This window comes from Variovorax sp. GW460-12-1-14-LB1 (genome assembly GCF_059423605.1).
Window position 1 is genome coordinate 1 of the sequence record NZ_JBWKYF010000017.1, and the last position, 14,253, is coordinate 14,253.

The window sequence follows — 14,253 nt, forward strand, 5'->3', positions numbered from 1 at the left end:
CCCCTGTTCCCCCGCGCTACATCGCGCTCGCCGGCCCCACCGCGTCCGGCAAGACCGCCGTCGCCCTGGCCGTGGCCCGGCTGCAGCCGGTCGAGATCGTCAGCGTCGATTCGGCGCTGGTCTACCGCGGCATGGACATCGGCACCGCCAAGCCCACCGCCGCCGAGCAGGCCGCCGTGCCGCACCACCTGATCGACATCCTCGATGCGCGCGACAGCTACAGCGCCGCCGCCTTCGTGGCCGACGCCACCCGGCTCATCGACGCCATCCGCGCACGCGGCGCGCTGCCGCTGCTGGTGGGCGGCACCATGCTGTACTTCAAGGCGCTGTTCGACGGCATCGACGCCATGCCCGCCGCCGACCCCGCCGTGCGCGCGCGCCTCGATGCCGAAGCCGCCGCGCTCGGCTGGCCCGCCATGCATGCACGGCTCGCGCAGGTCGACCCCGTCACCGCCGCGCGGCTCGCGCCACAGGACAGCCAGCGCATCCAGCGCGCGCTCGAGGTGTGGGAAAGCAGCGGCCAGCCGCTGTCGAGCTTCCACGCGAGCGACACCAAGGCGGCCAAGGCCGTCGATGGCGGCGTGCTCGTGTCGCTCGAACCCGAAGACCGCGCCTGGCTGCACGGGCGCATCGCCGAGCGCTTTGACGCGATGCTCGCAGCCGGTTTTCTCGACGAGGTGAAGGCGCTGCGCGCGCGCGGCGACCTGTCGCCCGACCTGCCCTCGATGCGCTGCGTCGGCTACCGCCAGGCCTGGGAGATGTTCGACGCCTGCGGCGACGCACCGCCCGATGCCAAGGCCTTGAACGAGTTGCGCGAGCGCGGCATCGCCGCCACGCGCCAGCTCGCCAAGCGGCAGATCACCTGGCTGCGCAGCATGCCGCAGCGCACCGTGATCGCCTGCGACGCGCCCGACGCGGTGCAGGCCGCCGTGCAGCACATCGCACAGATCGCTCACATCGCACGCGGGGCGACGCCCGCATGACCCTGCACCTCTCCAACCTCGGCAAGCACTACGGCGACGCGCCTGTCTTCGAACACGTGAGCCTGCAGGTCGCGCCCGGCGAGTTCGTCGCCATCGTGGGCGAATCGGGCGTGGGCAAGTCGACCCTGCTCAACTGCATGGCCGGCCTCGACACTTGGGATGAAGGTAGCGTGTCGCACGACGGCACCGACATCGGCGCGCTCGACGGCGAGGCCCGCGCGCTGTGGCGGCGCCAGCACGTGGGCTTCGTGTTCCAGGCCTTCCATGTGCTGCCGCACCTCGACGTGGCGCAGAACGTGTCGCTGCCGCTGATGCTGCTGGGCCGCCCGCGCGAAGACGCGCGCGTGGCCCACATGCTCGAGGCCGTCGGCCTGCCCGGCATGGGCGCGCGGCTGCCGCAGACGCTCTCAGGCGGCCAGCTGCAGCGCGTGGCGATCGCCCGCGCGCTGGTGCACCGTCCCGCGCTGCTGCTCGCCGACGAACCCACCGGCAACCTCGACCCATCGACCGCCGCGAAGGTGATGGACCTGCTGATCGGCCAGACGCGCGAGCACGGCGCGTCGCTGGTGCTGGTCACGCACTCGGAGAGCGCCGCGGCGCGCGCAGACCGGTTGCTGCACCTGACGGCGAGCGGTATCCGGGCCTGAAAAGAAAGCTCAGCCGATCAGCGAGGCGTAGCGCGACAGATCGACGTTCCCGCCGCTGATCACGATGCCCACGCGCTGGCCTTCGATCGCCTTCGCAGCCGCGATGGCGCCCGCGAACGCGAGGCACCCCGTCGGCTCCACCACCATCTTCATGCGCTCGGCGAAGAAGCGCATCGCCTCGACGAGTTGCTCGTCGGTGACGGTGAAGATGTCGTCGACATCCCTTTTGATGATGCCGAAGGTGTATTCGCCCAGGTGCTGCGTCTGCGCACCGTCGGCGATGGTCTTGGGCGTGTCGATGTGCACGATCTTCCCGGCGCGCAGCGACTGCTGGCCGTCGTTGCCGGCTTCGGGCTCCACGCCGTAGACCTTGCAGGCGGGCGACAGCGCACGCGCCGACAGCGCCGAGCCCGACAGCAGCCCGCCGCCGCCGAGGCACACGAACAAGTGATCGAGCGGACCCGTCTCTTCGATGAGTTCCTTCACCGCCGTGCCCTGCCCCGTGAGCACGTCGGGATGGTCGTAGGGCGGAATCATCGTCATGCCGCGCTCCTGCGCGAGCCGTTTCGTCAGCGCCTCGCGGTCTTCGGTGAAGCGGTCGTACATCACCACTTCGGCGCCGTAGCCCTTGGTGGCCGCGACCTTGGCGGCGGGCGCGTCCTTGGGCATGACGATCACGGCCGGCATCGACAGCAGGCGCGCCGACAGCGCGATGGCCTGCGCGTGGTTGCCTGACGAAAAGGCGATCACGCCGCCCTTGCGCTGCGCCGCGTCGAACTTCGACAGCGCATTGAACGCACCGCGGAACTTGAACGCGCCCATGCGCTGGAAGTTTTCGCACTTGAAGAAGAACTGCGCGCCCCAGCGTTCGTTGGCGGTGGTCGATTGCAGCACCGGCGTGCGGTGGGCATGGCCTTCGAGCCGCGCGGCCGCGGCGATGACGTCGTCGTAGGTAGGGAGTTGCATCGCGCAAGCTTAGCGGCTGCCGGCGTGCGGCGCACGCGCGGGGGGAGCCGCCTGCGCCATCACCCATTCCGAAAACGCCTTCACCGCCGGCCGCCGCGTGGCGCCCGGCTTGCTCACCAGGTAGTAGGCAAAGCGAGCGGGCCAGCGCTTGTTCAGCGCGACGACCAGGCGGCCCTCATCGAGGTACTCCTGCGCATGCGTGTCCTGCACGAGCGCGATGCCCTGGCCGGCGGCTGCGGCGCGCAGCAGCAACAGGTCTTCCTCGAAACCGGGACCACGCAGCGCGGCATCCTCAGGCTCGACGCCGTGCGCCTGCAGCCACAGCGCCCAGTCCGCGCGGTCGCTGTCGTGCAGCAGCGTGTACTTCAGGCAGTCGGCGGGTTTGCGGATCGCCGGGCCTTGGGCCAGCAGCGAGGGGCTGGCCACCGGCAAGAGCACGGGTGCCATCAGTCGCTCGACCTGCAGGCCGGGGTACACGCCCAGCCCGTGGCGTATTGCGACGTCGACCCCGTCGCGCTGCAGATCGGCCAGCTTGGACGACGCTTCGACCCGCACCTCGATCTCCGGGTGCAACGCCGAGAACGCGCCCAGGCGCGGCACGAGCCAGCTCGCGGCGAAGGACGCGACGGTGCTCACGGTGAGGGTCTGCTGCTTTGACGCGGCCTCCAGCACGGACACGGCGTGTTCGATCTGGTCGAACGCGCGCACCAGGTTCGGATGGATGCGCGCGCCGGCCTCGCTGAGCTGCACGCCGTAGCGCTCGCGCACGAACAGCGACACGTTCAGGCGCTGTTCGAGCACGCGGATCTGCTGGCTCACTGCGCCCGGCGTCACGCCCAGGACTTCGGCGGCGGCCTTGAGGCTGCCGCACCGGCCGGCTTCGGTGAAGGCACGCAAGGCGAGCAAAGGCAAGACGCTTCCCATGGGTTTCCAGTCATTAGCAAAACTGATTTTTTGATCGACGAATCATCGTTTGTCGATCGGATTCTCTCTCCCTAGCATCGGTTCATCGATGCCCAAGGAAATCAGATTTTCTATCTTTCATGACACCAAGCCTCTCGCTCTACACCGACAGCTCGCCCAACGGCTTCAAGATCACCATCGCGCTGGAAGAACTGGCGCTCCCCTACACGCTGCACCACGTGCGCATCGACCGCGGCGAGCACCGCCTCCCCGCGTTCCTCGCGCTCAACCCGCATGGCCGCATTCCCGTGCTCGTGGACCACGCGGCCGGCATCACGCTGTTCGAGTCCGCGGCCATCCTGCTGTACCTGGCCGACAAGGCCGGGCATCTGTTGCCGACGGAACCTGCCGCACGCTGGCAGGCGATCAGGTGGCTGATGTTCCATGCGTCGAGCATGGGGCCGCTGCTGGGGCAGCGCGTGCATTTCGAACGGTTTGCCGCACACCGCAACCCCGAGGCCATCGACCGATATCGCGAGCTCACCGAGGCCGCGTTCTCGACGCTGGACGGTCACCTCGCAAGCCACCACTGGCTGGCGGGCGATTCGTACTCCGTGGCCGACATCGCGACCTTTGGTTGGACGCACATCGCGCGGATCGTCGCGTTCGACTTCAGCCGCCACCGCCACCTGACCGCGTGGCACGAACGCATGGCCGCACGGCCGGCCGTGCAACGCGGCATCGCACTGCCCGAACCCGCGACGGACGCCTGACGTTGCCTTCCCCTTCCTCTTCCAACCTCTGACATGCAAGCTTCTCTGCCCACCGGCGCCTCCGCCCACGCCTTCGCCACCCACCCCGGCTACCGCCGCATGTTCGCGCCCGACGCGCTCACGCTGGGCATCTTCCTGCCGCTGCGCTTCTTCGAGGGCGACATGGCCGTGCTCGAAGGTCAGTCGGCGCTGCTGGCCGACATCGACCGCCAGGGCTTTGCGGCCATCTGGGCGCGCGACGTGCCGCTGTTCGATCCGCGCTTCGGCGACGCAGGCCAGGTGTTCGATCCGTTCACCTACCTGGCCTTCCTGGCCGCGCGCACGCAGCGCGTGTCGCTGGCGATCGGGAGCGCGATCTTTTCGCTGCGGCATCCGATCGACCTCGCCAAGGCGGCGGTCACCATCGACCAGCTCTCGGGCGGGCGGCTGGTGCTCGGCGTGGCGTCGGGCGACCGCCCCGTCGAGTTTCCCGCCTACGGCCTGGAGCACGGCACACGCGGCGCGCGCTTCGCGCAATCGGTCGCCTACTTCCGGCAGCTGGTGCAGCCCGGCGCCGGCCCCATCGCGTCGCCGCTGGGGCAGCTGAGCGATGCAACGCTGCTGCCCCGGCCCGCCAGCGGCGCGATCCCGCTGATGGTGACCGGCTCCTCGCAGCAGTCGCTCGAGTGGATCGGCACGCACGCGGACGGCTGGCTCACCTACCCGGGCTCGACGCAGAACGTCATGGGGCCGCGCCAACTGGCCGAGAAGATCCGCGCCTGGCGCGCGCTGATTCCCGGCGGCGGCTTCCGCCCGCACATGACCAACGAGTGGATCGACCTGAGCGACGACCCCGACCATCCGCGCACCCCGATGAACGGAGGCTACGTGCTCAAGACAGGCCGCAAGGGGTTGATCGCCCTGCTGGCGGAATGGCGCGATGCCGGCGTCAACCATGCCGCGCTCGGCGTGCAATTCTCGCGCCGACCTGCGAAAGAAGTCCTCCAGGAACTGGCCGAGGAAGTGCTGCCGCACTTTCCTTCCCATGAGGGCATCGCGCCGCTGCGAGCCCCCTGGTAGCCCGCCACGGCGTGGGTGAAAACCCCCAGTGCACCCCTGGGCCGAAGTCCGTACTCTGTATACAGAGTTCAGAAAAGGCCCACCATGCCCGCCCAGTTGCTCAGCATCGAAGTCGCCCCCGACCTCGTCGACCAGGTCTACCGCGCCCTGCTCGGCGCCATCAGCAGCGGCGCGCTCGCGCCGGGCGAGCGGCTCACGCAGGAGGACATCGCGGCGCGGCTCGCGGTGTCGCGCCAGCCGGTGCTGCAGGCGCTGCGGCTGCTCAAGAAGGACGGCTTCGTGCAGGACGCGCCCGGGCGCGGCGTGCTGGTGGCGCCGCTGGAGGCCGAGGCGATGCGCAAGGTCTACCAGGTGCGCGGCGCGCTCGACGTGCTGGCCGCGCGGCTGGCGGCGCAGCAGCGCTTTCGCATCGACCCCAAGCTCATCGAGCGCGGCCGGCGCGCGGCGCGCGGGCGCAACGTCGAAGCCATGATCGATGCCGACGTGGCCTTTCACCAGGCCATCTACGCCGCCTCGGGCAACCCGCTGATCGGCCAGAGCGCCGACCCGCACTGGCGCCACCTGCGCCGCGCGATGGGCGCGGTGCTGCAGGCCGAGCCGCAGCGCGAGTCGCTGTGGGACGAGCACGAAGCCATTGCCGACGCCATTGCCGCCGGCGACGTCGAACGCGCCGCGCGCCTGAGCGACGAGCACGTCTCGCGCGCCAGCGACGCGCTGGCCGAGCGGCTCGCGCAGCAGCTGGCACGCACGGCATCCGCATCTGGAACCCCCACCAAAAAAGGAGACAAGGCATGAAGCTGACCCCCGAGCAACGCGCGCAGTTCGAGCGCGAGGGCTACCTGTTCTTCCCCGGCCACTTCTCACCCGAAGAGACCAAGGTGCTGACCGAGGCGGTGCCCGACCTGTACAGCAAGCGCGCGGCCTTCAACGTGCGCGAGAAGGGCTCCGACGCCGTGCGCACGAACTTCGCGGCGCACCTCATCAGCGAGCCCTTCGCGCGGCTGGCGCGGCATCCGCGCATGGTCGAGCCGGTGATGGACCTGTTCGACGAAGCGGTCTACATGCACCAGTTCAAGATCAACGGCAAGATGGCCTTCGAAGGCGACGTGTGGCAGTGGCACCAGGACTACGGCACCTGGCTCAACGACGACCTGATGCCCACCGAGCGAGCGATGAACGTGGCCATCTTTCTCGACGAAGTGACCGAGCACAACGGCCCGCTGATGTTCATTCCGGGCAGCCACCGCAAGGGCGTGGTCGATGCGAAGCATGACCTCACGACCACCAGCTACCCGCTGTGGACGGTCGACAACGACCTGATCCGCCAGCTGGTCGACCGCGCCGGCGGCACGCAGGGCGGCATCGTCTCGCCCAAGGGCCCGGCCGGTTCGATGATCCTGTTCCACAGCTGCCTCGTGCATGCCTCGGGCAGCAACCTCTCGCCCTTCAACCGCGTGGCCGTGTACCTGAGCCTGTGCGCGGTCAGCAACCACATCCGCCGCCACAAAAGGCCCGAGTACATCGCGCACCGCGACTTCACGCCGATCGAGATGCTGCCCGACGACTGCCTGCTGACGCCCTACCCCGTCGAGGTGCCGTGGAAAGACGGCCTGCCCGAGAGCGCGCTGCGCACCTCGCCCGACGTCATCGAAACCGTGGAAGCCTGACCGCCATGAGCCTGCACACCCGCCTGCAACAACGCGCCGCCGAAGGCCGTCCCATCCGCATCGGCCTGATCGGCGCCGGCAAGTTCGGCGCCATGTACCTGGCGCAGATTCCGCGCACGCCCGGCGTGCAGCTGGTCGCCATTGCCGACCTCTCGCCCGCCGCCGCGCGCGTCAACCTGGAGCGCGTGGGCTGGCAGGCCGAGCGCAGCAACGCCGGCTCGGTGCAGGAGGCGCTGAAGACCGGCGCCACCTGGATCACCGACGACTGGCAGGCCGTGACGCGCGAGCCCAGCATCGACATCGTGGTGGAGTGCACCGGCAACCCGGTCGCCGCGGTCGACCATTGTCTGGACGCCTTTGCGCACGACAAGCACGTGGTCAACGTGACGGTCGAGGCCGACGCCTTCTGCGGCCCGCTGCTCGCGCACAAGGCGCAGCAGGCCGGCGTGGTGTATTCGCTGGCCTTCGGCGACCAGCCCGCGCTGATCTGCGACCTGGTCGACTGGGCCCGCACCTGCGGCTTTCCGGTGGTGGCGGCCGGGCGCGGCCACAAGTGGCTGCCGCACTTCACCGAATCGACGCCCGAGACCGTGTGGGGCAACTACGGCCTCACGCCCGAACAGGCCAAGCGCGGCGGGCTCAACCCGAAGATGTTCAACAGTTTTCTCGACGGCTCCAAGCCATCGATCGAGAGCTCGGCCGTGGCCAACGCCACCGGCCTGGGCGTGCCCTCCGACGGCCTGCTCTACCCGCCCGCGAGCGTGGAAGACATTCCCTTCGTCACCCGCCCGAAGAGCGAAGGCGGCGTGCTGGAGCGCAAGGGCATGGTCGAGGTGATCTCGTCGCTCGAGGCCGACGGCCGCAAGATTCCCTACGACATCCGCATGGGCGTGTGGGTCACGGTCGAGGCCGAGACCGACTACATCAAGAACTGCTTCGAGGAATACAACGCCCACACCGACCCGAGCGGGCGCTACTTCACGCTGTACAAGCGCTGGCACCTGATCGGGCTCGAGGTGGGCATGTCGGTGGCCAGCGTGGCGCTGCGCGGCGAGCCCACCGGCGTGGCCACCGGCTGGAACGCCGACGTGGTCGCCACCGCCAAGCGCGACCTCGCGGCGGGCGAGATGCTCGACGGCGAAGGCGGCTACACCGTCTGGGGCAAGCTGCTGCCGGCCGAGCGCTCGCTGCGCCTGGGCGGCCTGCCGTTGGGGCTGGCGCACAACGTCAAGCTCGTGCGCCCCGTCAAGAAGGGCCAGAGCCTGAGCTGGGCCGACGTGGCGATGGACACCACCACCGCCGCCTACCGGCTGCGCCAGGAAATGGAAGCGCTGTTCACGCCCGCGGTGCGCGCCCGCGCGGCCTGAGCGCGGGGCCTGGCGCCCACGTTGCGCCAAAGAGCGAACAGATCAAGAATCTTCTGCTCGGCACCGGTCCGGTGTCGAAATGACCGGTTGCGGGCCGTCATTGTGGTGAGCAATCTTGCTCGGCAAGCTTTTCCTTCACGGAGAAACACCATGCAGTACATGTTGATGTTCTACCAACCCGCCGCCGAATTCGAACAACGTGACGACCCCTCGTCGCAGGCCTACCGCGCCAGCTGGGTCGCGTACGCCGACGCGGTGCGCCAGTCGGGCGTCGCGCTCGGCGGCCACGGCCTGCTGCCGCCCATGACCGGCACCACGCTGCGCGTGCGCGGCGACAAGCGCCAGGTGCAGGACGGCCCCTTCGCCGACACCAAGGAGCAGCTCGGCGGCTACTTCGTGGTCGACGTGCCCGACCTCGACGCGGCGCTCGAATGGGCCGCGCGTGCGCCCTGCGCCGCCAGTGGCGGTGTCGAAGTCCGGCCGGTCTTCACCGCCACCGCAGCGGCGGGCGCGAGCCAGACGTGACCACTCCGGCGGCACACCACGCCGCCGAACGCGCGGCACGCGAGTCGTACGGGCGGCTGCTGGCCATCCTGTCCGCCCGCACGCACGACATCGCGGCCTCCGAAGACGCCCTGGCCGACGCCTTCGCCCGCGCGCTCGAGCGCTGGCCCGCCGACGGCGTGCCGGTGCAGCCCGACGCCTGGCTGCTGAGCGTCGCGCGGCACCGCAAGCTCGACGCCTGGCGCCACAGCCGCGTGCAGGACGACGCCACGCAGACATTGCTGCTGCTCGCCGGCGAGATGGACGAGGCCGACCCCGATGCCGCCACCGTGCCCGACGAGCGGCTGCGCCTGCTGTTCGTCTGCGCGCACCCGGCCATCGACGCCGCCGCGCGCGCGCCGCTCATGCTGCAGACCGTGCTCGGGCTCGATGCCGCGCGCATGGCCGGTGCCTTCCTCACCTCGCCTTCCGCGCTGGGCCAGCGGCTGGTGCGCGCCAAGGCCCGCATCCGCGCCGCCGGCATTCCTTTCGAGTACCCGCAGGCGCGCGACCTGCCGCACCGGCTGCGCGACGTGCTCGACGGCATCTACGCCGCCTACGGCACCGGCTGGGACGACGTCGACGGCGCCGACGCCCTGCCGCGCGGCCTGACGACCGAGGCCATCGACCTGGGCCGCATCCTGTGCCGCCTGCTGCCCGCCGAGCCCGAGCCACTGGGCCTGCTGGCGCTGATGCTGTTCTGCGAGGCGCGCACCGCCGCGCGCCGCACCGAGGCCGGCGCCTACGTGCCGCTCGACCAGCAGGACATCACGCGCTGGGACCACGCGCTGCTGGCCGAGGCCGAGCACCACCTGCGCATCGCGTCGGCCATGCAGTCGCTCGGGCCCTACCAGCTCGAGGCCGCGATCCAGTCGGCCCACTGCGAGCGCCGCGCGGGCGCACCGGTGCCGCCCGAGGTGCTGGTGTCGCTGTACGAAGGCCTGCTCGCGCTGCGGCCCAGCATCGGCGCGCAGGTCAGCCTGGCGTGCGCGTTGGCGAATGCGCGCGGGCCCGAGACCGGGCTGCGCGCGCTCGATGCGATTCCGTCGGACGAGGTGGCGAACTACCAGCCGTTCTGGGCAGCGCGTGCGCACCTGCTCGCGGCCGGCGGTGCGCGCGTGGCGGCGCGGCAGGCGTACGACCGGGCGATCGGGTTGAGCAGCAATGGCGCGGTGCGGGCGTACCTGCACACGATGTCGGAGCGGGCCTGAGGCGCTCAGTCCTGCGGCACAGCAATGCCGACCCGCCGCCCTTCAAGCCGGCTGCCACCCTGCGTCAGCGTGACGCCATTCACCTCACCGCCCTCCCCACGCCGGAACACGAACTGCGCACCGATCGCCGTCACCGCAAAACGATCAGGCCCCGTGGGCGTGAGAAGGTTGTAGCCCTTGCCCGATTCACGCGCCAGCAAACGCCCGTCGCGCACGGTGAAGCCCAGCACCTGCGCCTTGCCGACGCGGAATTCGCCCGCGTAGTCGGGCAGGCGCTTCGGATCGATGGGCACTTCGGTCGTCGGCACCGGGTAGCGGCTCTTGCCGATGGCGAGCATCACGGGCTGCAGCGGCGCGCGCTGGTTGCTGGCGAGCACGATGAGCGCTTCGCCGGTGTCGGGCGCCAGCAGCCAGAGCGTGCGGTAGCCCTCGGTGACGCCCGCGTGGTAGTAGGTGCGCCGGCCGGTCTCGGGGCCGCGCACCATCACGGCATAGCCGATCTCGGCGCCCTCGTAACGCGCGAGCGGCGTGAGCAGCCGCGCCGCGGCCGGGCCCAGCGGGCCGTGGGCGCCGGCGAGGATGGCGCGGCTGAAGGCCAGCATGTCGGCGGCGGTCGAGCGCAGCGCGCTGGCGGGCGCGTAGGCATGCATGTCGAAGCGGCGCTGGCGCTGGTCGCCCGCGAACGGCGGCGCCATGCGCGAAGCTTTGTCGCCGAGGGGGATCACGGTGTCGTTCATGCCCAGCGGCTCGGTGATGCGCGCACGCACCAGCTCGCCCCACGAGGTGCCGTAGCGCAGCGCCAGCAGCTGCCCGAGCAGCGCCATGCCGAAGTTGCTGTAGCGCGCCTCGCACGGCGCCGCGACGCCCGTGAGGTGGATGCGCGCGAGCGCGGCCCAGAACATCGGCAGGTCAAAGCTGCGGAACTGCTCGGCCAGCGCGGCGCCGCCGGTCACGCCGTCGGCCATCACGGGCAGGCAGCCGGTGTGGGTGACGAGCTGCCGCAGCGTGATCGACGCCACGGCGGGCGGCACGCCCTCGGCGTGGCCGGCCAGCAGCTTGCCCACGCTGTCGTCGAGCGCCACGTCGCCGCGCTCCACGGCCTGCGCCAGCAGCAGGCCGGTGAAGACCTTGGTGACCGAGCCGATCTCGAACATCGGCTGCTCCGCGCTGGCCGCCGCAATGGCGCGCGCCACCAGCGGCTCGGGGTTGTGGGCGATGCCGTAGGCGGCCTTGTCGCCGCGCAGCACGCCGACCACCAGCGTGCCGCGCTCGGCGCCGAGCGCCGTGCGGGCCAGCACGGCCGGGTCGCTGGCGAGCGAGAGCGGTGCGGACGGTGGTGCGAGTTGCGCACTCGCCGCGCCCGCCAGCCAGGGCACGAGAAGCCAGGGCGCCAGCCAGCGGCGGCACCAGGCGGAGGGCAGAAGCCGCATCGTCGGAATCCTCGGGCGTGAAGTCGTCATCGTCGAACAGACGCCATCCTGCCACGGCGGCCACAATGACCCCATGCGTGCATTGCTTTCGACTTTCTCCTGGCAGGAACTGCGCCACCACCCCTGGCGCAACGCGGCGGCCGTGCTGGCCGTGATGCTGGGCGTGGCGCTGGCGTTTTCGGTGCAGCTCATCAACGCCTCGGCGCTGGACGAGTTCTCCAGCGCGGTGCGCTCGGTGAACGGCCAGCCCGACCTCGAGGTGCGCGCCGCGCAGGGCAGCTTCGACGAGGCCGTGTTCGGCCGGCTCGCGCGCCGGCCCGAGGTGGCGCTGGCGAGCCCGGTGCTCGAGTTCCAGGCCCTGGCCCTGGCCCACGACGGGCGCCAGGTGCCGCTGCGCGTGATCGGCGTCGATGCGCTCGCGCTGCCCACCATCGCGCCCGCGCTGATGCCGCAGTCGGCGGCGGGCGCCGACCGCTTCGCGCTGTTCGCGCCCGGCCATGTGTTCCTCAACGCGGCGGCGCGCCAGGCGCTGCAGCTGCCGCTGCAGCCCGCGACCGGTGAGAGCCTGCAGCTGCGTAGCGGCGCCGCGTGGCAGCGCCTCGCAGTCTCTGGCCATGTGACGGCCGGCGGCGCAGCGCTGGCGGTGATGGACATCGCGGTCGCGCAGGAGCTGTTCGGCCCGCTCGGCCAGTTGAGCCGCATCGACCTGCGGCTGGCGCCGGGCACCGACCGCGCGGCCTTCGTGGCCGCGCTCGAGAGGTCGCCCGATTGGCCCGCGGGCCTGAAGTTCGCCGAGCCGGGCGATGCGGCCGAGCGCGTGAGCAACCTGTCGCGCGCCTACCGCGTCAACCTCACGGTGCTGGCGCTGGTGGCGTTGTTCACGGGCGCGTTCCTGGTGTTCTCGGTGCTCGCGCTCAGCGTGGCCAAGCGCGCGCAGCAGTTCGCGCTGCTCGGCGTGCTGGGCCTCACGCCGCGCGGACGGCTGCGGCTGGTGCTGGCCGAATCGCTGGTGCTCGGGCTGATCGGCAGCGCGGCCGGCCTGGCGCTGGGCACCGCGCTCGCGGCCTTCGCGCTGCGCGTGCTGGGTGGCGACCTGGGCGGCGGCTACTTCGAAGGCGTGGCGCCCCGGCTGCACTGGAGCAGTGGCGCCGCGCTGCTGTACGGCGGGCTCGGCGTGGTGGCCGCGCTGGTGGGCGGCTGGTGGCCCGCGCGCGCCGCGCAGGCGCTGCCCGAGGCGCAGACGCTCAAGGGCCTGGGCGCGGCGCCCGCGCAGGGCCGCCACCACTGGCTCGCGCTCGGGCTCATCGGCGCGGGCGCGGCGCTGGCCAACCTGCCGGCCATCGGCGGCATTCCGGTGGCGGCGTACCTGTCGGTGGCCTGCCTGCTGGTGGGCGGCATCACCGCCCTGCCCTGGCTCATCGCGCTGCTGTACGACCGCGTGGCGCCGCTGTTCGCGCGGCGCGTGCTGCCGATGCTCGCCATCGAGCGCGCGCGCCGCATGCGCGGCACGGCGGCCGTGGCGGTGAGCGGCGTGGTCGCAAGCCTGAGCCTGGCGGTGGCGCTCACGGTGATGGTCGCGAGCTTTCGCGAGTCGGTCACGCACTGGCTGGACGTGGTGCTACCGGCCGACCTGTACGTGCGCGCCACCTCGGGCGGGCGCGGCAGCGGCAACAGCGGCGGCACCAGCAGCACCGACACCGCGACCTTCGCGCCGGCCTTCGTGCAGGCGCTGGCGCAGCTGCCCGGCGTGGCGCGCACCGGCACGCTGCGCACGCAGTCGCTGCAGCTCGACCCGGCGCAGCCCGCCGTGACGCTGATCGCGCGCAGCCTCGAAGGCGGCGTGGTGCGCGGCCTGCCGCTGGTGGGCGAGGCGCTGCCGGTGCCACCCGGGCAGACCGGCATCTACGTGAGCGAGCCGATGGTCGAGCTGTATGGCGCGAAGCCGGGCACGGCGTTTTCGCCGCTGTCCGATGCGATGCGCACGGCGACGCCGCAGGTGTTCTTCGTGGCCGGCGTGTGGCGCGACTACGCGCGGCAGTTCGGCGCGATTGCGATGGACGCGCGCGACTTCGAGCGCATCACCGGCGAGCACGACGTGAGCGACGTCGCGCTGTGGCTCGCGCCCGGTGCGTCCGAAACAGAAGTGCAAGCGGCTGTGCGCGCACTCGCCTCGCGCACCTCACGCGACGGCGCGGTCGAGCTTGCGTCAGTCGGCCAGATCCGCGCCACCTCGCTGCGCATCTTCGACCGCAGCTTTGCCGTCACCTACTGGCTGCAGGCCGTGGCCATCGCCATCGGCCTGTTCGGCATCGCGGCCAGCTTCAGCGCGCAGGTGCTGGCGCGGCGCAAGGAGTTCGGCCTGCTCGCGCACCTGGGCTTCACGCGGCGGCAGGTGCTGGCCGTGGTGGCCGGCGAAGGCGCGGCCTGGACGGCCATCGGCGCGGTGGCCGGGCTGCTGCTCGGGCTGGCCGTGTCGGTGGTGCTGGTGAAGGTGGTGAACCCGCAGAGCTTCCACTGGAGCATGGACCTGCTGGTGCCCTGGGTGCGACTGCTGGCGCTGTGCGCGGCCGTGGTGGCGGCCGGCACGTTCACGGCGTGGATGGCGGGGCGCGCCGCGGCGGGGCGCGATGTGGTGCTGGCGGTGAAAGAGGACTGGTAGCGCCCGACATCCGCCGGACCCGTTCCACGGTCTCCTTCTCGCCAG

At 71.3% G+C, this 14,253-nt stretch carries 13 protein-coding genes; 10 read left to right on the forward strand and 3 right to left on the reverse strand.

Going from position 1 to position 14,253, the window contains the following annotated elements:
* Both miaA and AC07Y4_RS11275 read left to right on the forward strand, forming a co-directional pair.
* A partial coding sequence (gene miaA / locus AC07Y4_RS11270; RefSeq protein WP_495274526.1) for a tRNA (adenosine(37)-N6)-dimethylallyltransferase MiaA occupies window positions 1–983 on the forward strand: 983 nt, incomplete at its 5' end.
* Complete coding sequence (locus AC07Y4_RS11275; protein ID WP_095746026.1) at window positions 980–1,630, forward strand: ABC transporter ATP-binding protein; 651 nt, start codon at window positions 980–982, stop codon at window positions 1,628–1,630. The genes miaA and AC07Y4_RS11275, both read left to right, overlap by 4 nt.
* A gap of 9 nt (window positions 1,631–1,639) precedes the next feature.
* On the opposite strand, the gene AC07Y4_RS11280 is transcribed toward AC07Y4_RS11275, so the two are convergent.
* Together AC07Y4_RS11280 and gcvA are read right to left on the reverse strand one after the other, a co-directional pair.
* Entirely contained in the window at window positions 1,640–2,596 is a 957-nt protein-coding gene (locus AC07Y4_RS11280; protein ID WP_495274527.1) for a threo-3-hydroxy-L-aspartate ammonia-lyase, read from the reverse strand.
* Between the two features lie 9 nt (window positions 2,597–2,605).
* Window positions 2,606–3,520, reverse strand: a complete 915-nt coding sequence (gene gcvA, locus AC07Y4_RS11285; protein WP_495274528.1) for a transcriptional regulator GcvA — start codon at window positions 3,518–3,520, stop codon at window positions 2,606–2,608.
* A 119-nt stretch (window positions 3,521–3,639) separates the two neighbouring features.
* Here gcvA and AC07Y4_RS11290 point away from each other — a divergent pair, with 119 nt between their 5' ends.
* From AC07Y4_RS11290 to AC07Y4_RS11320, 7 genes are all read left to right on the forward strand, one after another.
* Window positions 3,640–4,272: a glutathione S-transferase family protein gene (locus AC07Y4_RS11290; protein ID WP_495274529.1), complete on the forward strand. Its 633-nt coding sequence runs from the start codon at window positions 3,640–3,642 to the stop codon at window positions 4,270–4,272.
* A 33-nt stretch (window positions 4,273–4,305) separates the two neighbouring features.
* Entirely contained in the window at window positions 4,306–5,331 is a 1,026-nt protein-coding gene (locus tag AC07Y4_RS11295) for an LLM class oxidoreductase (protein WP_495274530.1), read from the forward strand.
* An 84-nt stretch (window positions 5,332–5,415) separates the two neighbouring features.
* Window positions 5,416–6,126: a GntR family transcriptional regulator gene (locus AC07Y4_RS11300; protein WP_159276143.1), complete on the forward strand. Its 711-nt coding sequence runs from the start codon at window positions 5,416–5,418 to the stop codon at window positions 6,124–6,126.
* Window positions 6,123–6,998: a phytanoyl-CoA dioxygenase family protein gene (locus AC07Y4_RS11305; protein WP_495274531.1), complete on the forward strand. Its 876-nt coding sequence runs from the start codon at window positions 6,123–6,125 to the stop codon at window positions 6,996–6,998. Before AC07Y4_RS11300 ends, AC07Y4_RS11305 begins: the two co-directional genes overlap by 4 nt.
* A gap of 5 nt (window positions 6,999–7,003) precedes the next feature.
* Window positions 7,004–8,365, forward strand: a complete 1,362-nt coding sequence (locus AC07Y4_RS11310; protein WP_495274532.1) for an NAD(P)H-dependent oxidoreductase — start codon at window positions 7,004–7,006, stop codon at window positions 8,363–8,365.
* A gap of 150 nt (window positions 8,366–8,515) precedes the next feature.
* On the forward strand, window positions 8,516–8,890 hold the full coding sequence (locus AC07Y4_RS11315; RefSeq protein ID WP_159271118.1) for a YciI family protein: 375 nt from the start codon (window positions 8,516–8,518) through the stop codon (window positions 8,888–8,890).
* Complete coding sequence (locus tag AC07Y4_RS11320) at window positions 8,887–10,119, forward strand: RNA polymerase sigma factor (protein ID WP_495274533.1); 1,233 nt, start codon at window positions 8,887–8,889, stop codon at window positions 10,117–10,119. Before AC07Y4_RS11315 ends, AC07Y4_RS11320 begins: the two co-directional genes overlap by 4 nt.
* A 5-nt stretch (window positions 10,120–10,124) precedes the next feature.
* Here AC07Y4_RS11320 and AC07Y4_RS11325 read toward each other — a convergent pair whose 3' ends face one another.
* The gene (locus AC07Y4_RS11325) at window positions 10,125–11,549 is read right to left on the reverse strand and encodes a serine hydrolase domain-containing protein (RefSeq protein ID WP_495274534.1); all 1,425 of its coding nucleotides are present in this window, start codon (window positions 11,547–11,549) and stop codon (window positions 10,125–10,127) included.
* Window positions 11,550–11,622: 73 nt separating this feature from the next.
* On the opposite strand from AC07Y4_RS11325, the gene AC07Y4_RS11330 reads away from it, so the two are divergent.
* A complete protein-coding gene (locus tag AC07Y4_RS11330) occupies window positions 11,623–14,208 on the forward strand; it encodes an FtsX-like permease family protein (protein WP_495274535.1) in 2,586 nt (861 codons plus the stop codon).
* The last annotated feature ends 45 nt before the right edge of the window (window positions 14,209–14,253 follow it).